Origin of the sequence: Pectobacterium cacticida (genome assembly GCF_036885195.1) — a bacterium.
Taxonomy (GTDB): domain Bacteria; phylum Pseudomonadota; class Gammaproteobacteria; order Enterobacterales; family Enterobacteriaceae; genus Pectobacterium; species Pectobacterium cacticida.
On record NZ_CP133656.1, the window covers coordinates 996,781 to 1,022,334 of the forward strand.

A 25,554-nucleotide genomic window follows, 5' to 3' on the forward strand; every position below is an offset into this window, starting at 1 on the left:
TAGGACGTCTTAAGACTTCGCGGGTTCTGCTGGCGCTTGCTGCGCCTGCTGATTCTCTTGAGCGATTTCTTTAGCGGTTACCTGCACACCCGGCCTGATTTTTTGCAGACCTGTGACGATAACGCGATCGCCGGCTTTTAAGCCATCGACAACTAACCATTTGTTGCCTATTGCTTTACTCGTTGTCAGCGTACGAAGTTCTACTTTGTCGCCTTCCCCAACCACCATCGCGGTAGCCTGACCACGCGGATCGCGCGTAACGCCTTGCTGCGGCACTAATAGGGCTGATGGATTAATACCGGAATCAACGCGCGCACGAACAAACATACCGGGGAGAAGGTTATGCTGCGGATTAGGGAAAATGGCACGTAGTGTGATGGAGCCTGTGGTCTCATCTACCGTAACATCAGAAAACTCCAGCGTACCCGCCTCCGCGTACTCAGTCCCGTCTTCAAGCAGCAGACGGACATTCGCTTTCCCCTGACTTTGTTTTAGCGTGCCGTTTTCCAACGCTCTCTTTAGTTGCAAAAAATCATTACTGGACTGGGTGACATCAACATAGATTGGATCAAGCTGTTGCACTGTAGTTAATGCTGTGGCCTGTCCGGTTGACACTAATGCGCCTTCTGTCACGGTGGATTTCCCCACACGTCCCGAGATAGGCGAGTTAACTTTCGTGTAGGCCAGATTAATTTGCGCCGTGTCAACCGCGGCTTTAGCCGCCTGCACAGCAGCATCGGCCTGGCGAGAGGCCGCAACGGCCTGATCGTAATCCTGCTTACTCACGTAGTTGGTGCCTAGCAGCGGTTTATAACGATTAACCGTTAGGCGGGCAATTTCTGCCTGCGCCTGCGCCTGCGCCAGTGAGCCTTTAGCGCTATTGTAGTTTGCCTGGTAGGTCGCAGGATCGATCTGATACAACGATGCGCCTGCCTTAATGTCAGATCCTTCAACGAAGTTACGTTTGAGAATAATACCGCCAACCTGTGGGCGAACCTCAGCAATGCGATAAGCACTTGTTCGGCCCGGCAATTCGGTCGTGACATTCAGCGCTTCCGTTTTCAACGTAACAACGCCCACTTCAGGCATCTGCTGCTGTGCACTACTTTGCTGATTGCTACCGTCATCACAGCCTGCAAGCATTAAGGTGCCAGAAAGCATCAGAACTGCCGCCAGAGGCGTTAGCCCTCTGTTTTTGTTCATAAATAAACCTCAAGTGTCCGATTTGAATTCGACCAATGGATCACAAGTCCCAAAACCCATTGCTGCTATAGCGTTATGTTCGTGCTATGTTACATACATACTTGAATGTATGTAAATCTCACTTTCCTTCAAATACAGCGATATGGCACGAAAAACCAAACTATCATGGCGCGAAAAACCAAAAAACAGGCTCAGGAAACCCGTCAACAGATACTAGACACTGCGTTAAAAGTGTTCTCTGAGCATGGCGTATCTGCGACGTCATTGTCTGATATTGCGGCTGCTGCCGGTGTGACCCGCGGTGCTATTTACTGGCACTTTAAGAACAAAGCCGAAATTTTTGATGAAATCTGGGCATTGGCCGAGTCAAAAATCAGTGAGTTTGAAATAGAGTATCAGACAAAATTCCCTGATAATCCACTCCGCGTGATGCGTGAATTATTGATTTATATGCTGCGTTTAACGGCCAGTGATACGCATTGGCGATCCATTATGGAGATCGCATTCCACAAATGCGAATTTGTCGGAGAAATGTTGCAATCTAATAATGCGCGCAAGGCACTTTATCTTTCTTGTTATATGGATATTGAAGAAAACCTGGTTCAATGCATTGGTATGGGTATGCTGCCAACCGAACTCCATCCTCGTCGTGCGGCAATTGCGCTGCGGGCCTATTTCTCCGGCGTGATGGAGAATTGGCTATTTATGCCGGAAAGTTTTGACCTTGATGGCGAAGCCCCGGCGTTGGTGGATGCTTTTATCGATATGCTGCATTTTAGTTCGGCATTACGTGAGTCCGCGAAATAGCCAGTTTCTCGACCGTGCGGGTGTTTTTAGCTTTTCCCTACAGTCTTTTGGCCTTGTGCAATAGATTGAGCACCGCTCGCTTTCTGTAAACATTTGTTCTCAACGTCGGTTCGTACAATCTCCAATGCGGCCAGAGCGATATGGGGATCGATCTGGTTTTCCTCCAGCAACATAATTAAATCAACCGCCAGCTTAACTTCGGGCGGGGCGTTTTCCAGTGACATACTGTATCTCTCTTTATCATCCGCTGTGCTAGCGCCCTTGCTCCTGACGCTCGATCTGCCGCTCTAATCGCGATAATGACTGACGACAGCGGGATAGCCGACCTTCCAGCGCCGCTAATTCCTTTTGTAAACGCTGTTGTTCATTAAAGTGCGTCTGCATGATAAGCAGGCTTTCTCTGTCCTGAATCATAGCGAGTAGGCGGCGTTCATAATCCTGGTGTTCAGCCAGCTTATGATAAATGTCGCTTTGCTGCGGCACGCTGCCGGACTCTTGCGTGCGTAAGGATTGTGTCGCTAATTCACGTTGTAATGCGGCTATCTGGCTAACCAGTTTCTCCGCCAGAAATGCGACACGATCGGTGCGCTGTTCCGTCGCTAGCGATTTCATTGCCTGAAAATTTTGTTCAACCTCGGTGCGATAATCCCGGAGTCGAGTACCGTAACAACTAAAAAGCTGGCGATCAAAGCGCGATTGCGGTACGGAATGATCCGCCAGCGGCTCAAGCGCTTTTGCTAGTGTTTTAATGTGCTGTTCAAGCTGTTGCAGCAATTGATACGTGTTCACTTTACTTCCTTTAAGCAGGCAGACTATTCAGCGAACCGCCTTTCATGGGGAGCTGACGCATGCTATATCGTATAGCGTGTCTACGTCACCAAATACAGCGGATGAGAATATCTTAATTAATCTGTTGGGCAAGGTGATGGTAAAGTGCAATAGACATTACACTATAGTAGATCCAACGGATGGATAGCGAACCCAGCATTGAGCATAAAGGTGAATATGTATCGCGTATTGCTAATAATATTGGGCTGGATTTCTGTTGTGCTGGCAACATTAGGGGTCGTGTTGCCCTTATTGCCGACCACACCGTTCTTATTACTCGCAGCCTGGTGCTTTGCTCGCTCATCTCCACGTTTTCATGACTGGTTACTGTATCGCTCCTGGTTTGGCAGCTATCTGCGTCATTGGCAGCAGCATCGAGCGTTGCCGCCGGGAGCGAAATGGAAGGCCGTCTCCTTGATTATGATAACATTTGCGCTTTCACTCTGGCTGGTTAAGTTGCTGTGGGTCAGGATACTTTTGCTGGTTATTATGGTGGTTCTACTCACCTTCATGCTTCGTTTGCCCGTCGTTGATCCAGAACAACATATGCAGGACGTGAATCCGAAAAGATAGCCTAACGACGGCCTTTGTGATGAATAGCCAAAACGCCACCGCCGCGCGAGGATGGTTGCATTTATCCGTCACTTTGACTAGATTTGGGCGTTTTCATGTGCGAGTCGCCATTACTCCGCGCCTTCCGCGATATGATGCAAGAAAGTATGCGATGAAGGGAAGCGTGGAGTGGTCAGCATGGTATGTTCAGCACGTTTATCAGGTACAACGATGTTTTATCAGGCACAACTATGATGACCGTAACAGCGCAGCAGGTCGAATTAATTAAAAACAGTATCAAAAGCGTCCCAGATTATCCGAAGCCGGGCATTTTGTTCCGTGATGTTACCAGTCTGCTGGAGGATCCGGTGGCTTACGCGGCGAGTATTGAGATGCTGGCGAACCGCTACCGTGACAGCGGTGTGACAAAAGTGGTCGGTACGGAAGCGCGTGGTTTCCTGTTTGGCGCCCCGGTTGCTTTAGCACTCGGTGTGGGGTTTGTTCCCGTGCGCAAACCGGGCAAGCTGCCACGTCCGACGATCAGTGAAAGCTATGAACTTGAGTATGGTTCAGATACGCTGGAAATCCATTCTGACGCGATCTCCACGGATGATCGCGTGTTAGTCATCGACGATCTGCTGGCCACCGGCGGGACGCTCGAAGCTACCGTGAAATTGATCCGTCGTTTAGGTGGCACGGTGACTGATGCCGCTTTTGTCATTAACTTGTTCGATCTGGGAGGCGAGCAGCGTCTGACAGAGATGGGCGTCGCCTGTTATAGCCTGGTTGACTTCCCTGGGCATTGATCATAACAGCCTCGCCGATAGCGGCGTGGCTGTGTTAGCATAATTGCCTCAATAACACGACTATTGCGGTATTGATGAGCTATCAGGTTCTTGCCCGTAAGTGGCGCCCTCAAACGTTTACCCAAGTTGTCGGTCAGGAGCATGTCCTGACTGCATTGGCGAATGGTCTTTCCCTAGGCAGAATTCATCATGCTTATTTATTTTCTGGCACTCGCGGCGTCGGGAAAACGTCGATTGCCCGTTTGTTGGCTAAAGGGCTGAATTGCGAACAAGGTGTGACCGCTACACCCTGTGGCCAATGTGACAACTGTCGCGAAATAGAACAAGGGCGTTTTGTCGATTTAATTGAAATTGATGCGGCGTCTCGGACAAAAGTCGAAGATACGCGTGAGTTGTTGGATAACGTGCAGTACGCCCCCGCCCGGGGACGATTCAAGGTGTACCTGATTGATGAGGTACACATGTTATCGCGCCATAGCTTTAATGCATTGCTCAAAACACTGGAAGAACCGCCTCCGCACGTCAAGTTTCTTCTTGCGACGACCGATCCGCAGAAGTTACCGGTGACTATTCTGTCACGCTGCCTGCAATTCCACCTCAAAGCGCTGGATGTCGAACAGATTCGCGCGCATCTGGAACATGTGCTACAGGCCGAAAACCTCGCCAGCGAACCTCGAGCGTTACAGCTTTTGGCTCGTGCGGCCGATGGGAGCTTACGCGATGCGTTAAGTCTGACCGATCAAGCGATTGCAATGGGGCATGGGCAGGTCACGGCAGCAACCGTCAGCCAAATGCTCGGTACGCTGGACGATGAACAACCGCTAGCGCTGATTGAGGCGTTAGCGAAAGGCGATGGCGGGCAGGTGATGTCGCTACTGGATCAGGTTGCGGCACGCGGTGTGGACTGGGAGTCGTTGCTGGTTGAAATCCAGACGCTATTACATCGGATTGCGATGATTCAACTATTGCCGACGGCGTTGGGTGAAGATTATGCCGCTGTTGAAGCGCGGATGCGGGATATTGCACGTATTCTCCCGCCAGCGGAAGTACAACTTTATTACCAGACGATGTTAATCGGTCGTAAAGAATTGCCTTTTGCGCCAGATCGTCGGATGGGCGTTGAAATGACGCTGCTGAGAGCGCTAGCGTTCCACCCGCGCCAGATTATCGCCGACCCAGTTACCCCGGTAGCCGCAGCGTCGGTTCATGAGATTGCCTCTGCCGAGTTTCAGTCTGATGCCGGTGCGCCGCCGCCGATTCGTCGATCCGCGCCGCAAGGCAGCGAATGTCCCACTGACGTATCGACCCCCGCCTATGTGCCTGAACCGTCAGAAACGATCTCTGCGCCTGCGCCGCCATTCGATGGGCCAACAGCGCCAAGCAATTCTGCCGATCTGCCGGGTGAGCGCGAACTGCCTGATGCCACGGCCCAATTGTTACAGGCGAGAAGTCAACTCCTGCGCAGACAAGGGAGTAAACCGCTAAAAAAGGCTGAACCGGCAGCGTCCGATACTACGCGGCCGGCAACCTCAGCGCTGGAGCGGTTGGCCTCGGTTACTGAGCAGCGTAGCCAACGGCAACATGAGCAAACCTCTCGTGCCACGCTTAAAAAGCCGGAAGCGTATCGTTGGCGAGCGCAAACGAAAGCCGATGATAAGAAGGTCGACGTGACGACGCCGAAGGCGCTGCGTTCGGCATTAGAATATGAAAAGACGCCGGAGTTAGCGGCACGTTTGGCGGAGGAGTCCATCGAACGGGATGCCTGGGCAGCGGAAATCCATCGCCTGACGCTGCCAAAACTGGTTCAACAACTGGCGCTGAATGCGTTTAAAGAAAATAAGGCGGGCAGGAAAATTCATTTGCACCTACGATCATCTCAGCGGCACTTGAATTCGCCTGCGGCACAGGAGACGCTAAAGGAAGCATTGGCGGCATATTACGGGCATCCTGTAGAATTACTGATTACGGAAGACGACAATCCGGCGGTACGAACGCCGTTGGAATGGCGTCAGGCTATCTATGAGGAGAAACTGGCGCAGGCGCGTCAGTCGATTCTGAGCGATAAGACGATTCAAACGCTGCGGCGTTTTTTTGATGCGGAACTGGACGAAGAAAGTATCCGCCCTGTTTAACCGCTGCGAGTGCGCAGCCCGACGTGATAGAGAGAAAACTATGTTTGGTAAAGGTGGAATTGGCAATCTGATGAAGCAGGCTCAGCAGATGCAGGAAAAAATGCAGCAGATGCAGGAAGAGATTGCAAATCTGGAAGTCACGGGCGAATCGGGCGCAGGTTTGGTTAAAGTTACCATCAATGGCGCGCATAACTGCCGCCGTGTAGAAATCGATCCCAGCCTGATGGAAGATGATAAAGAAATGCTGGAAGATTTAATCGCCGCGGCATTCAATGACGCTGCCCGCCGAATTGCGGAAACGCAAAAAGAGAAGATGGCGTCGGTTTCCAGCGGCATGCAATTGCCGCCGGGCTTCAAGATGCCATTCTGATGCAGACCAGTCCGCTGCTTGAATCATTGATGGAGGCACTACGCTGTTTACCGGGCGTTGGGCCCAAGTCGGCACAACGTATGGCATTTCATCTGTTGCAACGTAATCGTAGCGGCGGTATGCGACTGGCACAGGCGTTGACGCGGGCGATGTCCGAAATAGGCCACTGCAGCGATTGCCGAACATTCACCGAGCAGGATATATGCACGATTTGCTCTAATGTGCGTCGCCAGCAAAACGGGCAGATTTGCGTGGTGGAAAGCCCGGCGGATATTCAGGCTATTGAACAGACGGGGCAGTTCGCTGGCCGTTACTTTGTGTTAATGGGGCATTTATCGCCACTCGATGGCATTGGCCCGGATGATATTGGTTTAGGGCGTCTAGAAGAGCGCTTGCAAGTGGAACCTATAACCGAAGTGATTCTGGCAACCAACCCGACGGTGGAAGGCGATGCTACAGCGAATTATATTGCTGAATTGTGTGCGCAGTATGGTGTGATGGCCAGCCGTATTGCACATGGCGTCCCCGTTGGCGGTGAGCTTGAAATGGTCGATGGCACAACCCTCTCCCATTCACTTGCGGGCCGCCAGCCTTTCCGATTTTAATCTGTTGGCTACCCACGGTATTGTTGGTAGGTAGCCGCTGTTTTGTTTTTTCACGTAGATCTCCCCCTTGAAATCTCCATGATTTATCCCCATTTGCTACCTATCGTCGGTTTAATCAGCCTGAATAACATTAGGATTGAGGTAAGCAACAATGAGTATGAAAGGCCAGGAAACCCGTGGGTTTCAGTCCGAAGTGAAGCAACTCTTGCATTTGATGATCCATTCGCTCTATTCCAATAAAGAAATCTTTCTGCGTGAATTGATCTCGAACGCCTCCGATGCGGCAGATAAATTACGCTTCCGGGCGCTTTCAGCACCGGAGTTGTATGAGGGCGACGGTGACCTGCGCGTGCGGGTGTCTACCGACAAAGAGAAGCGCACCCTCACCATTTCTGACAACGGCATCGGCATGAGCCGCGACGAAGTGATTGATAATTTAGGGACTATTGCTAAATCAGGTACTAAGGCCTTTCTGGAATCGATGGGGTCCGATCAGGTTAAAGATAGTCAACTGATCGGCCAGTTTGGTGTGGGCTTCTACTCGGCCTTCATTGTGGCAGATAAAGTGACCGTGCGCACTCGTGCGGCGGGCGCGAGTGCCGATCAAGGGGTGTACTGGGAATCGGCTGGTGAAGGTGATTACACGATTGCCGACATTACCAAAGACGATCGCGGCACGGAGATTACGTTGCACCTGCGTGAAGGTGAAGACGAGTTTCTCGATGACTGGCGCGTGCGTTCCATCATCAGCAAATACTCAGATCATATTGCGTTGCCGGTAGAAATTGAATCTCGGAAAGAAAGCGAAGAGGAAGGCGGAGAACCCACCGTAAGTTGGGAAAAAATTAACAAGGCGCAGGCGCTCTGGACACGCAGTAAATCTGATGTCAGCGATGAAGAGTACAAGGAGTTTTACAAGCACATCTCCCATGATTTCACCGATCCGCTCACCTGGAGCCATAACCGCGTAGAAGGCAAGCAGGAATACACCAGCCTGCTCTATATTCCCGCTCGCGCGCCTTGGGATATGTGGAATCGCGATCATAAACACGGCCTGAAATTATATGTGCAGCGCGTCTTTATTATGGATGATGCCGAACAGTTCATGCCGAACTACCTACGTTTTGTTCGCGGCCTGATTGATTCCAACGATCTGCCGCTGAACGTGTCACGTGAAATTTTGCAGGATAGCCGCGTGACGCAGAATCTGCGTAATGCGCTGACTAAACGCGTGCTGCAAATGCTGGACAAACTGGCGAAAGACGACGCGGAAAAATACCAGACATTCTGGCAGCAATTTGGTCTGGTGTTGAAAGAAGGCCCGGCGGAAGACCCAAGCAACCGAGAAGCCATCGCGAAACTGCTACGATTTGCCTCCACGCATTCTGACAGCTCTGCCCAAACAGTCTCTCTGGAAGATTACGTTAGCCGGATGGTGGAAGGTCAGGACAAGATCTATTACATCACGGCAGACAGTTACGCGGCGGCAAAAAGCAGCCCGCATCTGGAATTGTTCCGCAAGAAAGGTATTGAGGTATTGCTGTTGTCCGATCGCATTGATGAGTGGATGATGAGCTACCTGACCGAGTTTGATGGTAAATCCTTCCAATCTGTCAGCAAAGCCGATGAGGCATTAGACAAACTGGCTGACGAAGAAAGTGAGGCGCAGAAAGAAGCGCAAAAAGCGCTGGAACCTTTGGTTGAACGGGTGAAAACCCTGTTGGGCGATCGGGTTAAAGACGTGCGTTTTACACACCGTTTGACCGATACACCTGCGATTGTGGTGACGGATGCGGACGAGATGAGCACGCAAATGGCGAAATTGTTCGCGGCGGCAGGCCAGCCGGCACCGGAAGTAAAATACATTTTTGAATTGAACCCGGAGCATGCGTTAATTAAACGTGCGGCTGATGAATCAGATGACGCTGCCTTCGGCGAATGGGTCGAACTGCTACTGGATCAAGCCTTATTGGCTGAACGCGGTACGTTGGACGATCCGAACCAGTTCATTCGCCGGATGAATAAACTGCTGGGTGCTTGATATTGCTCTCCTTCAGCCTCGATTAATACCGTAATGCCGTTCACTTAAGCCTGAATATGGGGGAAACGCGGTGATGAGATTCCCGGTAGGGAACCTCGTGCCGTGGTTCCCCCTGTTTATCGATTCTTAAACGAGCGGCTTTAGGTTTATAGCGGGGTTTCTCTACCTCTGCTTTTTTCATTTATCCTCAATAGCTGAACCGAGCCCGTTCCTTGAGCATAAGCGTCTGGAATGGTATGGTTTAGCGTTTTCAAATTTATTTTATAAAAATTACATAGCAAGGGGATTTACGCGATGCGTATTATTCTGCTGGGCGCTCCGGGCGCAGGCAAAGGTACTCAGGCACAATTCATTATGGAAAAATACGGTATACCGCAGATTTCCACAGGCGACATGCTGCGAGCCGCGGTTAAAGCGGGCACTGAATTGGGCAAGCAAGCCAAAGAAATCATGGACGCAGGTAAGCTGGTCACCGATGAGTTGGTCATTGCTCTGGTTAAAGAACGTATCGCCCAGGAAGATTGCCGTAACGGTTTCCTGTTGGATGGATTCCCACGCACGATTCCGCAAGCTGATGCGATGAAAGACGCGGGCATCAATGTGGATTACGTTATCGAATTCGCGGTTCCTGATGAATTGATTATCGATCGCATCGTGGGGCGTCGTGTGCATGCGGCGTCAGGTCGTGTCTACCATATCAAATTTAATCCGCCGAAAGTGGAAGGTAAAGATGATGTGACAGGGGAAGATCTGAGCATCCGTAAGGACGATCAGGAAGATACCGTGCGTAAACGTCTGGTTGAGTATCATCAGCAAACGGCGCCGCTGGTTTCTTATTATCAGAAGGAAGCGGATGCGGGTAATACACGCTATTTCAAAATAGAAGGGACACGAAAAGTCGAAGAAATTCGTGCAGAGCTGGAAACGATTCTGGGCTAATCCTTCGTATAAATGATTTTATGAACAATGCCAGACTGCGTCTGGCATTGTTCATATTGCCACTCCTACCAACGTTGTTCCTCCCATTGGTTGTTCCGCCTATTGATAGTATCGGTTTGACCCTGCTCGCTATCCCTATTTATCCGGTTTTTTTTCGCTACAATAGAGCTAAATATGGCGCACTGGTGGGCGAGAAAAAGCCTGCTTCTTCATAAGAAGGATGATAGCGATGAGGCAAGAAAAATACGGCGTGTTGATGGTGAATTTAGGGACGCCTAACGCGCCGACACCGCAGGCGGTCAAGCGCTATCTGGCTGAATTCTTGAGCGACCGACGGGTGGTGGATACGCCGCGCCTGTTATGGTGGCCACTGCTACGCGGTATCATCTTACCAATCCGTTCGCCGCGAGTGGCAAAACTCTATCAATCGGTCTGGATGGAAGGGGGGTCGCCGCTGTTGGTGATTAGTCAACGACAGCAGCAGGCATTAGCGGCGCGAATGCCGGAAACACCGGTTGAATTGGGGATGAGCTATGGCTCGCCGAGCCTGCGCTCGGCACTGGATAAATTACTGGCGCAGGGCGTAACGCAACTGGTCGTTTTGCCGATGTACCCGCAATACTCTTGTTCCACAACTGCCGCCGTATGGGATGGCCTGGCCGCGCAGCTACGTGATAACCGTCAACTGCCGGCTATTCGCTTTATTCGGGATTACGCCGAACACCCGGCTTATATTGCCGCGCTAAAGCACCGAGTTGAACAATCATTTGCTGAATATGGCGAGCCAGACAGACTGGTGATTTCTTATCATGGCATTCCTGTCCGATATGCCAACGAAGGGGATGACTATCCACAACGCTGTCGGGCGACGACGGAAGCGCTGATTAGCGCGCTGGGGATGCCGCAAGAGAAAGTGATGATGACCTTTCAGTCACGTTTTGGCCGGGAGCCTTGGTTGACGCCATATACGGATGAAACCCTGAAAGGGTTACCTAACCAGGGAATCAAACATATTCAGATCATATGTCCGGGGTTCGCCGCTGACTGTCTGGAAACATTGGAAGAAATTCAGGAACAGAACCGGGAAATCTTCCTGCATGCTGGCGGAGAAGCATTTCACTATATTCCTGCGCTTAATGACGATCCGCTGCATATCGATCTGCTGGAGCAATTGGTTAGAAAAACGATGTCGTAGAGCGGCGATCGTTGGCAACGCATCTATAAAGGCATATCTAATGGAGCAAAAATGATGGGCAAAATAAGCTTCATGCCGATCGTTTAAGACGCGGGGTGGCGAGGGTGACCACGGTGCGAGGCATCCTTGCCGGGAACGTCATCACCGTGGTGGCCCTTAAATCCATGCCTAAGCCATAATATTAGGTAAAATCGGCCACTAATTTTATGATTAACGCTAGATCGGACACGCCTGAGAGTCGGGCGAGAGTTCCTCTAGCTTCAACATTGAAATCATGCTGTTGGCGATTTCCCGCTCGCCCATGACGACTTCGTTGGCGCCGTGTTCAATAATATAGCTGACTTCATCGTCATAGTGTGCCCGGGCAATAATTTCCAGGTCGGCACGCTTTTCTCGCGCTGCGGCGACGATTTCTCCTGCCTCATAGCCGTTCGGAATGGTCAATAATAGCCAACGGGCGCAGTCCAGACGTGCAATATCCATAATTTCGGGTTTGATGGCGTTACCCAACACGGCTTTAATTCCCCGTTCACGTAAGGCATCGACACGCGTGCGTGAATTCTCAATGACAACGATCGGGATACCGGCCTGATGTAGTTTGGCGCCAATGAGACTCCCCACGCGGCCATAGCCAACTAGCAGAGCATGGTTGCACATATCAACAGGGATCTGTTTTTCTTCCTCAATCGCTTCTTCCACAATCTGCTCTTCAATGGTTTCATGCTTCGCCAGATAGCGTTCGAGAAGCGTAAATAGCAGCGGGTTAATCATGATTGAGAGAATGGCGCCAGCCAGTACCAGATTCCGTCCCTCTTCAGACAGCAGCCCCAATACAATACCGAGCCCGGCTAAAATAAAGGCAAATTCCCCGATCTGCGCCAGGCTGGCGGAAATGGTTAGCGCCGTGCGTTTTGAGTGACCAAAAAGTCGAACCAGCATGAACGCGGCGGCTGACTTACCAAACACGATGATGGCCAGCGTAATAAGCACGGAAACCGGGTCGTTAATCAAGATCATCGGATCAAACAGCATGCCGACAGAGACGAAAAACAGCACGGCGAAAGCATCGCGCAGCGGTAACGTATCGTGCGCTGCACGCTGGCTGAGTTCGGACTCGTTCAACACCACGCCAGCGAAGAACGCACCTAAAGCAAAGGAGACATCGAAAAGTTTCACCGCGCCAAAAGCAATACCCAACGCCATCGCCAAAACCGCCAGCGTGAAAAGCTCGCGCGATCCGGTGCTGGCGCTTTTTGCCAACACCCACGGCACCAGACGGCGGCCTACAACAATCATTATGGTAATAAACGCAATGACTTTACCGATGGTCCAGGCGAGATCGGTCAGCAGTTTGCTGGTATCGGCATGTTCTGCGCCGATCATGTCGCCGAAGGCTGGCAGTAGCACCAAAGTAAGCACCATGGCGAGATCTTCTACAATCAGCCAGCCGATAGCAATTTGGCCACGCTGGCTATCGATTAGCTGCCGTTCCTCCAGTGCGCGTAACAGAACCACTGTACTGGCGGTGGACAGGCAAAGGCCGAAAACTAAACCACTCGCCAGGCTCCAGCCCAGCATTGTGGATAACCCCATCCCCAGCAATGTCGCTACGACAATCTGGGCTATCGCGCCAGGAATCGCGATGGACTTTACCGCCATGAGGTCTTTCAGCGAGAAGTGGAGGCCAACGCCAAACATTAGCAGGATTACGCCAAGTTCAGCGAGTTCCGATGCTAATGACGTATCAGCCACGAAACCGGGGGTGAAGGGGCCAACGAGCACGCCAGCGGCAAGATAGCCAACAAGGGGAGAGATTCGCAGGCGATGGGCCAGTATGCCAAGGAGGAAGGCAAGAACCAGCCCTCCAGCGATAGTAGAAATTAGCGGTGTTGCAGCATGCATCCCAACTCCTTGTGCCATAGGTGAAACATAATTAAACCGATTTACCCTTTTTGTCTTGACGCGGCAACGTGGTTAGCGGCCCTCACGTATTCTTATCGCTTTGTGACTGCATCAATAGCGTTTGGAATGCGTTCGTCTACTGTCTGGCTGCAACGCCAATGTTACTGGGTATACACACAAATTCTATTGCATATAGCGAAATGTTGCTTGGGTAAAAATGGTATTTTATGAAAAATATCAGTTTATCAAGCTAAAGGCAGTGTAACATAGATTTACCGGTAATTTCTTCTAATAAGCATTGATAAACATGCGTAATTATTATGATGATACGACGTTATTGATGTTGAACGGCAATGGCGACGGTGAATATTAAATCAAACCGCTTTATCTGCTGACATAAAACGGCTGTAAACAGAAGATAAGCGGCATGATAACTGCCTATTGCGATGAAATATCCAAATTAGCAAGAATCCATGACGATAAGACGACAGAAACAGGTCAGGCGGCGATCGCTACCTATGCAATGCTTAATCTGGGGTTGTCGGCTATCGCGCATGGCTCGCGGATAACATGAATGTGTCTCGCGCATTGTTCATCTTGCTGTGCTAGCTTGTGTGATGAATTTCTCAGTGTAACCACTGCGTTTTTAGAATAAACGGAGATTTATCATGCGCTTTTCAATACGAACTCTGGGATGTGTGATGGCGGTATCGCTGGTGTTAACGCCAGCGATGTCAATGGCTTGGGAAAAAAATAAAACGTATTCCATCACGATTTTGCATACCAATGACCACCATGGCCATTTCTGGCATAACGACCATGGTGAATATGGGCTGGCGGCACAAAAAACGCTGGTTGACGAGATACGTCAGGAAGTTGAAGGTCGAGGGGGGAGCGTATTGCTGCTTTCCGGCGGGGATATCAATACTGGCGTACCGGAATCGGATTTACAGGATGCAGAGCCTGATTTTCGTGGTATGAACATGGTTGGCTATGATGCGATGGCGTTGGGAAATCATGAATTCGATAATCCGCTATCGGTACTGCGCCAACAGGAAAAATGGGCGAAATTCCCGTTATTATCCGCCAATATCTATCAAAAAAGCACTTCATCGCGTTTATTTAAGCCTTATGCCCTGTTTGATAAACAAGGCGTAAAAATCGCTGTTATCGGCCTGACAACGGATGATACGGCTAAATTAGGTAATCCTGAGTATTTTACCGATATCGAATTCCGTCATCCTGCTCGTGAAGCGAAACAGGTTGTTGAGCAGTTACGTGCGCACGAAAAACCGGATGTGATCATTGCCGCGACGCACATGGGGCACTATGACGATGGTCACCACGGCTCCAATGCCCCGGGCGATGTGGAGATGGCGCGTAGCCTGCCCGCGGGTTATTTGGATATGATTGTCGGCGGCCATTCGCAGGATCCGGTGTGCATGGCGCAGGAAAATAAGAAACAGGTGGATTATGTGCCAGGGACGCCATGCGCGCCCGACCGCCAAAATGGCACCTGGATTGTTCAGGCGCATGAGTGGGGGAAATATGTTGGTCGTGCCGATTTTACCTTCCGCAACGGTATACTAAAACTTGAGCATTATCAGTTGATACCCGTCAACTTGAAGAGAAAGGTAGAAAAGGACGGCAAAACACAACGCGTTTTCTATACGCGTGAAATTGCGCAAGATCCTGACATGCTGAAAATGTTGACGCCATTCCAGGAAAAGGGACAGGCGCAGTTGGGAGTCAAGATCGGTAGCGTGAACGGGAAACTCGAAGGCGACCGCAATCAGGTGCGCTTTCGGCAGACGAATCTGGCGCGTCTGCTGCTCTCAGCACAGCTTGAGCGCGCGGCGGCTGACTTTGCCGTCATGAGCGGCGGTGGCATACGCGACTCGATTGAGTCCGGTGATATTACCTATAAGGATATCTTGAAAGTTCAGCCATTTGCCAACACGCTGGTATATATCGATATGAAAGGCAGCGATGTCGAGAAATACCTCGCTGTCGCCGCCAACAAAAAAGTGGATTCCGGTGCCTATGCGCAGTTCCTCAACGTTAGCCTGACGGCAGATGGGCAGGGCGTACAGAACGTGAAAATCAAAGGTGAGTCGTTACAAGCGGATAAGGTTTACCGCATGGCAACGTTAAACTTTAATGCACTGGGAGGGGATGGTTATCCACGTATTGATAATTTACCGGGTTATGTGAATACCGGCTTTGTGGATGCGGAAGTGTTAAAGCAGTACATCGAAAAACATTCCCCTCTGGACGCAGAAGCCTATGCACCGAAAGGCGAGATTGTTTATAAATCATAAGCGTCGAGTGGGGCTTTAACGACGTCCCGTTTACTCTCCTTATTTTACGGCCGCGATTCTTGCGGCCTTTCTTTATTATTATCTTTCTCTTCGCGGAATCTTGTCTTTTGGCGAGAGGAATGTCGAATGACCACATCCTCGCCACTTATCACGTCATTTTAACCGCTTAGCACGCTATTTTACCGCCTACCCGATTACCTTACGCGCGTGCGTACGCGAAGGCGTAATGTACCGCTAGGATCTTCCTGTACCCAAAAGACGCGATGACCTGTGTTATCGCGCAATGTTTTACCAAAATTTCTTTTTCCACAGCTAACAAATTAAACGATTGTGATTTTTTAATTGAAGGATGTCTTATGAAGAGCCGTTCCATTCTTAAACACATCCCCTGGATGATTCTTGGAATCATTGGGGCAGCGTGCCTCGGCGTTGTCGCATTACGCCGCGGTGAGCATGTTAGTGCACTCTGGATTATTGTTGCTTCCGTAGCCGTTTACCTCGTGGCCTACCGATATTACAGCCTGTATATCGCACAGAAAGTCATGAAGTTAGATCCCACCAGAGCTACGCCTGCTGTTATCAATAACGATGGTCTTAACTATGTGCCAACGAACCGTAACGTCCTGTTCGGCCACCACTTTGCTGCCATTGCTGGCGCCGGTCCGTTAGTCGGGCCGGTACTGGCCGCACAGGTCGGTTACTTGCCGGGGACGCTATGGTTGCTGGCTGGGGTCGTGCTGGCGGGGGCGGTACAGGACTTTATGGTCCTGTTTATTTCCAGCCGGCGTAACGGCGCCTCATTAGGCGAAATCGTTAAAAAAGAACTGGGCCCTGTTCCGGGGACGATTGCGCTGTTCGGCTGCTTCCTCATTATGATCATTATTCTTGCCGTACTGGCGCTGATCGTGGTGAAAGCGTTGGCCGAAAGCCCGTGGGGGGTCTTTACCGTTTGTTCGACGGTGCCGATCGCATTGTTCATGGGGATCTACATGCGCTATATCCGCCCGGGTAAAGTCGGTGAGGTCTCCGTGATAGGTATTATCTTGTTGGTATTGGCTATCTGGTTCGGTGGCGTCGTCGCAAGCGACCCATACTGGGGACCGGCGCTCACCTTTAAAGATACCACGATTACCTATACGTTGATTGGCTACGCCTTCGTCTCCGCACTGTTGCCTGTGTGGTTGATCCTGGCTCCGCGTGATTACTTGGCGACCTTCCTGAAAATAGGCGTCATCGTTGGTCTGGCGATTGGTATCGTGATCCTGAACCCGGATCTGAAAATGCCTGCGGTAACGCAGTTTGTCGATGGCACCGGGCCGGTCTGGAAAGGTACGTTATTCCCATTCCTGTTTATTACTATCGCTTGTGGTGCGGTATCGGGCTTCCATGCGCTGATTTCTTCTGGCACGACGCCGAAACTGTTGGCGAGCGAAAACGATGCGCGTTTCATCGGTTACGGCGCCATGTTGATGGAGTCCTTCGTTGCTATGATGGCACTGGTCGCGGCGTCGATTATTGAGCCTGGCCTCTACTTCGCAATGAATACCCCGCCAGCGGCGCTCGGCATTGAGATGCCTGATTTACACCGACTGGGCACGGCAGATGCGCCGATGATCCTCGCACAGTTGCAGGAGGTATCCGCGCACGCGGCGGCGACCGTCAGTTCCTGGGGCTTTGTTATTTCGCCCGATCTGATTACGCAAACGGCGAAAGATATCGGTGAACCTTCCGTATTGAACCGTGCTGGTGGCGCACCAACGCTAGCTGTTGGTATCGCGCACGTATTCCACCAGATTATTCCTGCCGCTGATATGGGCTTCTGGTATCACTTCGGTATTCTGTTTGAAGCACTGTTTATTCTGACCGCGTTAGATGCAGGGACACGTTCAGGTCGCTTTATGCTGCAAGATCTGCTGGGTAACTTTGTCCCGTTCCTGAAGAAAACCGACTCTCTGATTGCCGGGATTATTGGTACCGCGGGTTGCGTCGGCCTATGGGGTTATCTCCTGTATCAAGGCGTAGTCGATCCGTTAGGCGGTGTGAAGAGCCTGTGGCCGCTGTTCGGTATTTCTAACCAAATGCTGGCGGCGGTGGCGCTGGTGCTGGCTACCGTCATCTTGATTAAGATGAAACGCGCGCAATACATCTGGGTCACGTTGATTCCGACAGTGTGGTTATTGATTTGTACCACGTGGGCGCTGGGCTTGAAGTTGTTCAGCGACAATCCGCAGTTGGAAGGCTTCTTCTACATGGCGAATATGTTCAAGAGTAAAATTGCGGAAGGCGGTGCTGATCTCAGTGCGCAACAGATTGCTAACATGAACCACATTGTCATTAATAACTACACCAATGCGGGTTTGAGTATTCTGTTCCTGATTGTGGTGTACAGTATTATTGCCTACGGTATTAAAGAAGCGCTGGCTGCACGTAAAGTGGCGGAACGTACCGATCAGGAAACACCATATGTACCGGTGCCTGAAGGTGGCGTAAAAGTGTCTTCTGGCCACTAAGCGATTTGCCCCGTCGGATTTTGCGAGACAGCTAGCAAGGCTGAACGTGAAAGATGACGGGTATCGGTACCCTGTATAATGTATAACGTTATACAGGGTATTTTTTATCTAGCGCTATCATCGGTGATGTCCTGGAGGTAATGATGTTTGGCAATTTGGGTAAGGCAGGAAAATATTTAGGCCAGGCGGCGCGTATGCTGGTGGGTATGCCGGATTATGATACCTATGTGCAGCATATGCAGACTAATCACCCGGATAAACCGGTGATGACGTATGAAGAATTCTTCCGCGAACGCCAACAGGCGCGCTATGGCGGAGACGGCAAAGGCGGGATGCGTTGCTGTTAATGACTGGGAATCTGTTATGACTCAACCTCAATTGCTTGATACGGTTAAACCCGTCTGTGTCACTATATTAACGGGTTTTCTCGGCGCGGGTAAAACGACCTTATTGCGTCATATCCTCACCGCTAACCATGGTTACAAAATTGCCGTCATTGAAAACGAGTTCGGCGAAGTCCCGATTGATAACGCATTAATCGGTGAACGTGCCAGCCAGATTACGACCCTGAGCAATGGGTGCATTTGTTGCACGCAGTCTAATGAACTGGCTAATGCCCTGCTCGATCTTATCGATGGCATCGATAACGGAACGCTGGATTTTGATCATGTCATTATTGAATGTACCGGTATGGCCGATCCTGGGCCAGTAGCACAGACTTTTTTCTCACATGAAACCCTCTGTGAGCGCTTTGTGCTGGACGGTATTATTACGCTGGTGGATGCGGTGCACGCACAGCAACAACTTGATCAGTTCACCATTGCCCAGTCACAGATTGGCTATGCCGACCGCATATTGCTGACTAAAACCGATGTGGCAAGCGATGAGACGCTGTTACCGCGCATTCAGCGTATTAATGCGCGGGCGCCCATTTACACCGTCGTCCATGGCAATATCGATATCAGTGTATTGTTTAACATAAATGGTTTTATTCTTAACGATAACTTGGAAGTGAAAACCCCGGTATTTCGCTTTATCGCACCTGTGCAAAATAACGTGCAGTCGATAGTCGTTAATCTCGATAAGGCCGTTGATCTCCAGTCCGTTTCTGATGTGATGGAAAATCTCTTACTGCAATTTTCCGATAATCTGCTGCGCTATAAAGGTATTCTGGCGATTGATGGTGATGACCGTCGTTTACTGTTTCAAGGTGTGCAGCGCTTATACAGCGCCGACTGGGACAGTGAGTGGCAGCCAGGCGAAGAGAGAAAGAGTGTACTGGTGTTTATTGGTGTGGATCTGCCTGAACAGGAAATCCGTGACGCTTTTGCTCGCCTGACGGCATAAGCCGCTTTTTTATCGGTGCTGGCCACACGGGGCCACTGGCCAGCACAACATCGGTAATACGCCTTTCCCTTCCTCATCGTGATTTTCCTGATGAAATACGACGCGCTCCCCGATGCAAATAGGGCAATTGCATAAAAAAATTCATGCCTTAATGTAATTATTACAAATGAATCTAAAACGTGATCGCCCCTTATTTTTTAGTGGAATACTGGTGTTATTTTATTGAAATAATATTTCATTATTTTGGGGGTTAAGTATGCGTAGTGGTCTTGCTCTGTCATTGATGGCTTCCTGCATCACGCTGGGTATCCAGCCTGGATCGGCTCAGGCTGCCAGTTCAGTAAAATTCCCGGATAAAATCTGTGATGTCACGCAATATGGGGCCGAAGGTCACCGTCTACAGATCGCACTGAATACCGATGCCTTCCAGAAAGCAATTGATGATTGTGCCGCCGCCGGAGGCGGCACGGTACATGTTCCGCGCGGTAACTATCTGGTCGACCCGTTGTTCCTGAAAAGCAACATTAGGCTGAACTTGGCAAAAGATGCGACTATCGTGGCATCGACCGAAGTCGCGGCCTATCGCGCGACGGAAAAAACCAAGTATGCTGAAGCGGAAAATGGTTGGCTTCCCTTTATCAGCATTGCCGACGCACAGAATGTGGCCATCACCGGTCAGGGGACGATTGACGGGCAGGGCGCCGTCTGGTGGGAACGCTGGCGTGAGAATATCCGTGCAACGGGCAAAAAAGGCGGAACCGATCGCCCCCGCCTGATTTATATCAAAAGTTCCAGCAACGTACTGGTGGATGGCGTCACGCTCACCCATTCCCCAAGCTTTCACGTTGTGATGCGTTATTCGCACGATGTGGATGTGAACGGCACACGTATTCTGTCGCCGTGGCATGCGCCAAATACCGACGCGATCGATCCCATTGACAGCCAGAATATTCGAATCACTAACAATTATATCGACTGTAATGACGATCATATCGCGATAAAAGCTGAGAAACCGGATAGCCGTTTCCCGAATGGCGTCGTGGATAATATCTATATCGCCAACAACGTATTAAAGCAGGGGCGTGGTATTTCCATCGGTAGCGAAACCTCCGGCGGGGTAAATAACGTGCTGGTCGAAAACAACCAGTTCGAAGGATCTATGTACGGTATTCGTATTAAAACCCCTCGCGGTAAAGGCGGCGAAGTGAAAAACATCACCTATCGAAATACTAAAATGGTGGATGTTGAAATACCGTTGGTCTTTGCCGCTTATTATAAAGCCGCGCCAATTGTGCAGTCAGAGGTAGATAAGATGCTCGCTGAAGGCGGATTCACGATGGGGGAGCAGATCTACCCGCCGGACACCGATCCAAAGCAACCGTTTGATCAATACAAGACACCGCATTTTAGTCATGTCACCATTGAAAATCTGGAGTCTACCGGCAAGACCAAAGCGGCGGCATATATTATCGGTGTACCGGAAGCGCCGCTCAGTGGCTTCCACTTTGATAACGTGCGTATTGATGCGGATAAAGGGATGCGCGTCAGGAATGCTGAACTGCAAACCAAGGGGTTGACGCTGAATGTGAAAGAAGGCCCGACAATGCAATTGGAAAAAGGGGCAATAGTCGATCGGTAACTGATTATGAAGCGGTAGCCGGGGACGCACTGGCCGTGGAGTCCTCTGCTACCTGCTTCTTTTTCAGACACGTACTCTACTGTGGATGTGCGTTTAACCGCGGGCATTAATCATGCTTGGCAATCTCGGCGAAGGTGGCGCTTAGCAGTCGCGCCAGATCGTTCGCCGACAACTCAATGTCCAACCCACGTTTGCCGCCGGAAATGAAAATAGTGTCGAACTGGCGTGCCTGCTCATCAATCACGGTCGGTAGCCGTTTTTTTTGCCCCAGTGGGCTGATGCCACCTACCAGATAACCCGTTACGCGCTGAGCAATAATAGGATCGGCCATATCGGCTTTTTTGGCCGACAATGCCCGAGCAACTTTTTTAAGGTCCAGCATGCCAGCAACCGGCGTAACCGCTACAGCGAGATTCTTCGCGTCACCATTCAGCGAGACGAGCAGTGTTTTATAAACCTGCTCCTTGTTTAGCCCTAGTTTTATTGCCGCTTCTTCGCCAAAGTTGGTGACATCGCTGTCATGGTGATAGCTGTGTAACGTAAACGCGACCTTATTTTTTTCGAGCAGATTGACTGCGGGTGTCATGATTTCATTCTCCTTACCCCTTTGAAAGACGGCACGCTTCTGGGTGCCGTCATCATGTATTTTTACTGAGAGGCTGGATGGGCGTTTCTGAGCAGCGAGGGTAGATTCTCATCGCCATACAGATGCAGCGCACCGACAGCCACAACGTAGTTACCCGGCGGTAGCGTTTGAAGCTGTTGTTGCCAGCGACGATTGCGCTGTCCCATTAATAAGTCGGCCATTTCATTGCTGAACGTTGCTGGAATATCCGGCTGATAGTCGCCGGGTTTGTTGTCAAGCCACCAACCGACCATCGTTTGAAGTAGACGAGCATTGATGTCCCAATGTTTGAGGGTGTCCTCCAACAGTGACAGGCCGCCGTGCGGCAACTGCTGTAGTAGATCAACCTGCGTTTGCTGCCCTTCCAACTCGATAATCTGAACGCCGAAAGATTTTGCGGCATTAATTAACTGATAATCGATGCCGTTATCAGGGCGTAACCCCAGAAACTGAGCCTGCCTCGCCTGCAACATTAGCGCAGCTTGCCAGCTCGGTAGCGTATCGATATTACTGATATCATACGCGAGCGAAACGCAAATTTTCTGCAACCGGCGGTAGTTTTCCGGGCTGAGACGCTGAATAAGGGGCTGCTCAGCGTCACTATATTGAAAAGGCGATATCGTATCAGAGATATCGGCTTCAACAATGAGCGCGGTTGCCTGGCGGAGTCGCTGTAACAACGCATCGGGCAGGGGTGCCATATCCTGACTTCCCATATGAATGCTGCCCACCAGATGCAACTGTCGTTCATTGGCGAGCTGTATGTCTATGGCCGGGTAGGCATAGGTCAGCGGTGAAATAATGCCAAGAAAAGTCGCGATGCTGCGCAGCAGTTGCCTCATGGATTCCGTCTCCTGATAGGGGATAACTATGCTAAACGTTAGAGGCGAAACAATACAAGGTATACCGGCAGCTGCATTAACGTGGCGTTGTAAGAAGATAATGCAGCGAGGCGCCCCTTTCCAGGGGCGTAGTGGTTACTGTCTAGGTGTAAAACGTAATAGACGGTTCGCGTTGCTGACGACGGTGATGGACGAAAGCGCCATTGCGGCACCCGCCACTACCGGGCTGAGTAATGTCCCGGTCAGCGGATAAAGCGCGCCTGCCGCAATCGGTATCCCGAGAGAATTATAGATAAACGCGCCTAGCAGATTCTGTTTCATATTGCGCAGTGTGGCATTGGACAGCGCTAGCGCATCGGCGACGCCGTGCAGGCTGTGGCGCATTAGTGTGATGGCGGCCGTTTCGATGGCGATATCGCTGCCGCCGCCCATCGCAATGCCGACGTCGGCCTGCGCCAGCGCCGGTGCATCGTTAATGCCGTCGCCAATCATGGCCACGCGTTTGCCTTGAGCCTGTAGTTTTTTAATGGCTTCGGCTTTACCGTCTGGCAATACTCCGGCAATCACGCGATCGATACCCGCTTCTTGCGCGACACGCTGCGCCGTGAGCGGGTTATCCCCTGTCAGCATCACTAACTGATACCCCTGCTGGTGTAGGCGCTGCAAGGCGCTGACGCTATCGGCCCGCAGCGGATCGTGGATAGAGAATATCGCACTGAGGCGACCATTTGCCGCGAGCAATACGGGCGTGATGCCGCGTTGCGCCTGTTCGCTAATGATAGGGTCACCCGCTGTAGTATCGACCTGATGCTGTTTGAGTAACGTCGAATTCCCCAGTAGCAGGGTGGCGTTGCCGATCTTACCGCTAACGCCGAGACCGCGTAGTGTACGGAACTGTTCGACCGGCATTAACGTAAGATCTTCTGCGCGTTCACTAATCGCCTTTGCCAGCGGGTGATGAGAACCCTGTTCCAGCGCCGCTGCCCAGGCGTGCGCTTGGGCTTCCGTGACATCGCCGAACGTGTGAATTGCCACCAGTCGTGGTTGCCCCTCGGTGAGCGTGCCGGTCTTGTCAAACACCAAAATATCCAGTTTGCTGGCCTGTTGTAAGGCATCGGCATCGCGCACTAGCACACCTAATTCTGCGGCGCGTCCGACGCCGGAAATAATCGACATCGGTGTTGCCAGCCCGAGTGCACAGGGGCACGCTATAATCAGCACGGTGGTAACGATAATGAGTGTATAAACCATTTGCGGCTGTGGCCCGACGAAGAACCAGATTGCGCCGCTGAGAAGGGCAATGAGAACCACGACGGGAACAAAAACGGCGGAAATACGATCCGCGAGCTGACCAATCGCGGGTTTGCTGCTTTGTGCTTGTCTGACCAACCGGATGATGCGTGATAGCGTGGTTTGGTTGCCGGTGGCATCCGCCCGGAAAAGGACACTACCGTCGGAAACCAGCGTGCCTGCGTGAATGGTATCGCCAGGCGTTCTGAATTGCGGGATTGGCTCGCCGGTCAGCATGGCTTCATCCATCCACGCTTCGCCTTGCAAAATTTCACCGTCGACAGGGGCGCGATCGCCGGTTGTCAGGCGCAGCGTCATGCCGGACTGCACGTCGGATAAGGGAATAGATCGCTCACCTTCCGGCGTGACAACGCGCGCCGTGGGCGGCGTTAAATCCAGCAATCGTTCCAAGGCTCGTGAGGAACGCTGGCGGGCACGTTGTTCCAGCGCGTGGCCCAGATTGATTAAACCGATAATCATTGCGCTAGCTTCGTAATACAGATGACGCGCCGCCATCGGGAAAAAATCCGGCCATAGCGTAACGCTAATAGAGTAGAGCCAGGCGGCGCCGGTTCCCAGAGCGACCAGCGTATCCATGGTCGCGGCCCCGTTTCTAAGGCTACGCCAGGCGTTGCGGTAGAAATGGCCGCCCGCCAGTACCATGACGGCCAGCGTCAAAATGCCCACTACCAGCCACGATGTTTGGTTTTCCGGGGTCAGGCTCATGCTGCCACCCAATACGCCCCATAGCATCAATGGCACACCCAACAGTAACCCCAGTGCGGCCTGCCATTGAAACCGGCGGATAGCTTGCTGAGCGGTTTGCTGCTGGCGCGCACGGCGGGTTTTCTCGTCCAGAATAATTTCCGCGCCATAGCCCGCGCGTTCTACGGCAGCAATCAGCGCTTGCGATGAGGCATGGCCGTTGACCAATGCGCTGCGTTCGGCTAGGTTCACGCGTGCCTGTGTGACGCCGCTAACGCTTTGCAACGCCGTCTGTACGCGGTTTACGCAACTGGCGCAGCTCATTCCGTGCAGCAGAAGCTGCACGCTGTCTTCGATGTCGCCTGATGATGTTATTTCTGTCGGAAGGTCATGTTTAGCCGCTGGCAGCGCTTCCGACGCCGTCGCTACCTGTGCCAGCGGCTCAGTTTTTGGGTGTACGTGCTCCTGTAAGGTGGCGTGATAGCCAGCAGCTTCAACGGCATTGATAAGCGCGCTCGCCTCAACTTCACCGTAAATGATAGCCTGCTCTTTAGTCACTTCCGTGGCGACAACGCCGGGAACGGCATCCAACGCATTACGTGTTGCGGCAATGCAGTGATGACAACTGAGGCCGGAAAGCTGGAGAGATACATCCGGCGTGGTGGCGAGCTGTGCGTCGTAGCCTGCTTGCTTGATAGTGTCGATGACTGTTTGTGAATTAATGTCGCCACTGATTCTGGCGTACCGCTGCGTAACGTGGGTTTGATCCACGCCAGGCAACGTATTCAATGCGTTTTCAACGCGCTGAACACAGTGCCCGCAGGTGAGACCCTGCAATGACAAGACAATAGATTGAGACATGATAATTTTCTCCCGCAATCGTCATCGGTGGTGA

The 25,554-nt window shown here is 51.4% G+C and carries 22 protein-coding genes; 15 read left to right on the forward strand and 7 right to left on the reverse strand.

All coding sequences use genetic code 11. From position 1 onward, the window contains the following. Nucleotides 1-9: 9 nt before the first annotated feature. Complete coding sequence (locus RFN81_RS04695; protein ID WP_264498010.1) at nt 10-1,203, reverse strand: efflux RND transporter periplasmic adaptor subunit; 1,194 nt, start codon at nt 1,201-1,203, stop codon at nt 10-12. Between the two features lie 165 nt (nt 1,204-1,368). Here RFN81_RS04695 and acrR point away from each other — a divergent pair, with 165 nt between their 5' ends. Beyond that, complete coding sequence (gene acrR, locus RFN81_RS04700; protein ID WP_264498011.1) at nt 1,369-2,010, forward strand: multidrug efflux transporter transcriptional repressor AcrR; 642 nt, start codon at nt 1,369-1,371, stop codon at nt 2,008-2,010. Nucleotides 2,011-2,036: 26 nt separating this feature from the next. Here the strand turns inward: acrR and rsmS are convergent, their stop codons facing one another. Together rsmS and priC are read right to left on the reverse strand one after the other, a co-directional pair. Beyond that, the gene (gene rsmS, locus RFN81_RS04705; protein ID WP_264498012.1) at nt 2,037-2,234 is read right to left on the reverse strand and encodes a pleiotropic regulatory protein RsmS; all 198 of its coding nucleotides are present in this window, start codon (nt 2,232-2,234) and stop codon (nt 2,037-2,039) included. Between the two features lie 28 nt (nt 2,235-2,262). After that, complete coding sequence (priC, locus tag RFN81_RS04710) at nt 2,263-2,799, reverse strand: primosomal replication protein (RefSeq protein WP_264498013.1); 537 nt, start codon at nt 2,797-2,799, stop codon at nt 2,263-2,265. A gap of 216 nt (nt 2,800-3,015) precedes the next feature. Between priC and RFN81_RS04715 the strand changes: the two genes are divergently transcribed. The 9 genes from RFN81_RS04715 to hemH all read left to right on the forward strand — a co-directional run bounded on the left by RFN81_RS04715 (nt 3,016) and on the right by hemH (nt 11,478). Further along, entirely contained in the window at nt 3,016-3,411 is a 396-nt protein-coding gene (locus RFN81_RS04715) for a DUF454 family protein (RefSeq protein WP_264498873.1), read from the forward strand. 233 nt (nt 3,412-3,644) lie between these two features. Continuing rightward, nucleotides 3,645-4,196: an adenine phosphoribosyltransferase gene (apt, locus tag RFN81_RS04720; RefSeq protein WP_264498874.1), complete on the forward strand. Its 552-nt coding sequence runs from the start codon at nt 3,645-3,647 to the stop codon at nt 4,194-4,196. Between the two features lie 74 nt (nt 4,197-4,270). Further along, the gene (gene dnaX / locus RFN81_RS04725; protein ID WP_264498014.1) at nt 4,271-6,328 is read left to right on the forward strand and encodes a DNA polymerase III subunit gamma/tau; all 2,058 of its coding nucleotides are present in this window, start codon (nt 4,271-4,273) and stop codon (nt 6,326-6,328) included. A 40-nt stretch (nt 6,329-6,368) separates the two neighbouring features. Then, the gene (locus RFN81_RS04730; RefSeq protein ID WP_264498015.1) at nt 6,369-6,698 is read left to right on the forward strand and encodes a YbaB/EbfC family nucleoid-associated protein; all 330 of its coding nucleotides are present in this window, start codon (nt 6,369-6,371) and stop codon (nt 6,696-6,698) included. Beyond that, on the forward strand, nt 6,698-7,303 hold the full coding sequence (recR, locus tag RFN81_RS04735) for a recombination mediator RecR (protein WP_264498016.1): 606 nt from the start codon (nt 6,698-6,700) through the stop codon (nt 7,301-7,303). The genes RFN81_RS04730 and recR overlap by 1 nt, the downstream gene beginning before the upstream one ends. 157 nt (nt 7,304-7,460) lie before the next feature. Beyond that, on the forward strand, nt 7,461-9,344 hold the full coding sequence (gene htpG, locus RFN81_RS04740; protein ID WP_264498875.1) for a molecular chaperone HtpG: 1,884 nt from the start codon (nt 7,461-7,463) through the stop codon (nt 9,342-9,344). 294 nt (nt 9,345-9,638) lie between these two features. Then, nucleotides 9,639-10,283 (forward strand): adenylate kinase, encoded by a 645-nt coding sequence (gene adk / locus RFN81_RS04745; protein ID WP_264498017.1) that lies wholly within the window; start codon nt 9,639-9,641, stop codon nt 10,281-10,283. A gap of 20 nt (nt 10,284-10,303) precedes the next feature. Continuing rightward, complete coding sequence (locus RFN81_RS04750; protein WP_264498018.1) at nt 10,304-10,498, forward strand: hypothetical protein; 195 nt, start codon at nt 10,304-10,306, stop codon at nt 10,496-10,498. 14 nt (nt 10,499-10,512) lie between these two features. Next, nucleotides 10,513-11,478 (forward strand): ferrochelatase, encoded by a 966-nt coding sequence (gene hemH, locus RFN81_RS04755; RefSeq protein ID WP_264498019.1) that lies wholly within the window; start codon nt 10,513-10,515, stop codon nt 11,476-11,478. Between the two features lie 216 nt (nt 11,479-11,694). On the opposite strand, the gene ybaL is transcribed toward hemH, so the two are convergent. After that, complete coding sequence (ybaL, locus tag RFN81_RS04760; RefSeq protein WP_264498020.1) at nt 11,695-13,380, reverse strand: YbaL family putative K(+) efflux transporter; 1,686 nt, start codon at nt 13,378-13,380, stop codon at nt 11,695-11,697. 668 nt (nt 13,381-14,048) lie between these two features. Between ybaL and ushA the strand changes: the two genes are divergently transcribed. From ushA to RFN81_RS04785, 5 genes are all read left to right on the forward strand, one after another. Then, nucleotides 14,049-15,701: a bifunctional UDP-sugar hydrolase/5'-nucleotidase UshA gene (gene ushA / locus RFN81_RS04765; protein WP_264498021.1), complete on the forward strand. Its 1,653-nt coding sequence runs from the start codon at nt 14,049-14,051 to the stop codon at nt 15,699-15,701. 356 nt (nt 15,702-16,057) lie between these two features. Continuing rightward, nucleotides 16,058-18,211, forward strand: a complete 2,154-nt coding sequence (locus RFN81_RS04770) for a carbon starvation CstA family protein (RefSeq protein WP_264498022.1) — start codon at nt 16,058-16,060, stop codon at nt 18,209-18,211. A 143-nt stretch (nt 18,212-18,354) separates the two neighbouring features. Beyond that, complete coding sequence (locus RFN81_RS04775) at nt 18,355-18,558, forward strand: YbdD/YjiX family protein (protein ID WP_039353071.1); 204 nt, start codon at nt 18,355-18,357, stop codon at nt 18,556-18,558. A 16-nt stretch (nt 18,559-18,574) separates the two neighbouring features. Then, entirely contained in the window at nt 18,575-19,558 is a 984-nt protein-coding gene (gene yjiA / locus RFN81_RS04780; RefSeq protein WP_264498023.1) for a GTPase, read from the forward strand. A gap of 256 nt (nt 19,559-19,814) precedes the next feature. After that, nucleotides 19,815-21,197 carry a glycoside hydrolase family 28 protein gene (locus tag RFN81_RS04785; RefSeq protein WP_264498024.1) on the forward strand — a complete coding sequence of 461 codons (1,383 nt, stop codon included), beginning with the start codon at nt 19,815-19,817 and terminating at the stop codon, nt 21,195-21,197. A gap of 106 nt (nt 21,198-21,303) precedes the next feature. On the opposite strand, the gene ybaK is transcribed toward RFN81_RS04785, so the two are convergent. The 3 genes from ybaK to copA form a co-directional block, all read right to left on the reverse strand. Next, nucleotides 21,304-21,783, reverse strand: a complete 480-nt coding sequence (gene ybaK, locus RFN81_RS04790) for a Cys-tRNA(Pro)/Cys-tRNA(Cys) deacylase YbaK (protein WP_264498025.1) — start codon at nt 21,781-21,783, stop codon at nt 21,304-21,306. A 62-nt stretch (nt 21,784-21,845) separates the two neighbouring features. Further along, nucleotides 21,846-22,664 (reverse strand): TraB/GumN family protein, encoded by an 819-nt coding sequence (locus tag RFN81_RS04795; RefSeq protein WP_264498026.1) that lies wholly within the window; start codon nt 22,662-22,664, stop codon nt 21,846-21,848. Nucleotides 22,665-22,799: 135 nt separating this feature from the next. Next, nucleotides 22,800-25,520 (reverse strand): copper-exporting P-type ATPase CopA, encoded by a 2,721-nt coding sequence (gene copA, locus RFN81_RS04800; RefSeq protein WP_264498027.1) that lies wholly within the window; start codon nt 25,518-25,520, stop codon nt 22,800-22,802. Between the last annotated feature and the right edge of the window lie 34 nt (nt 25,521-25,554).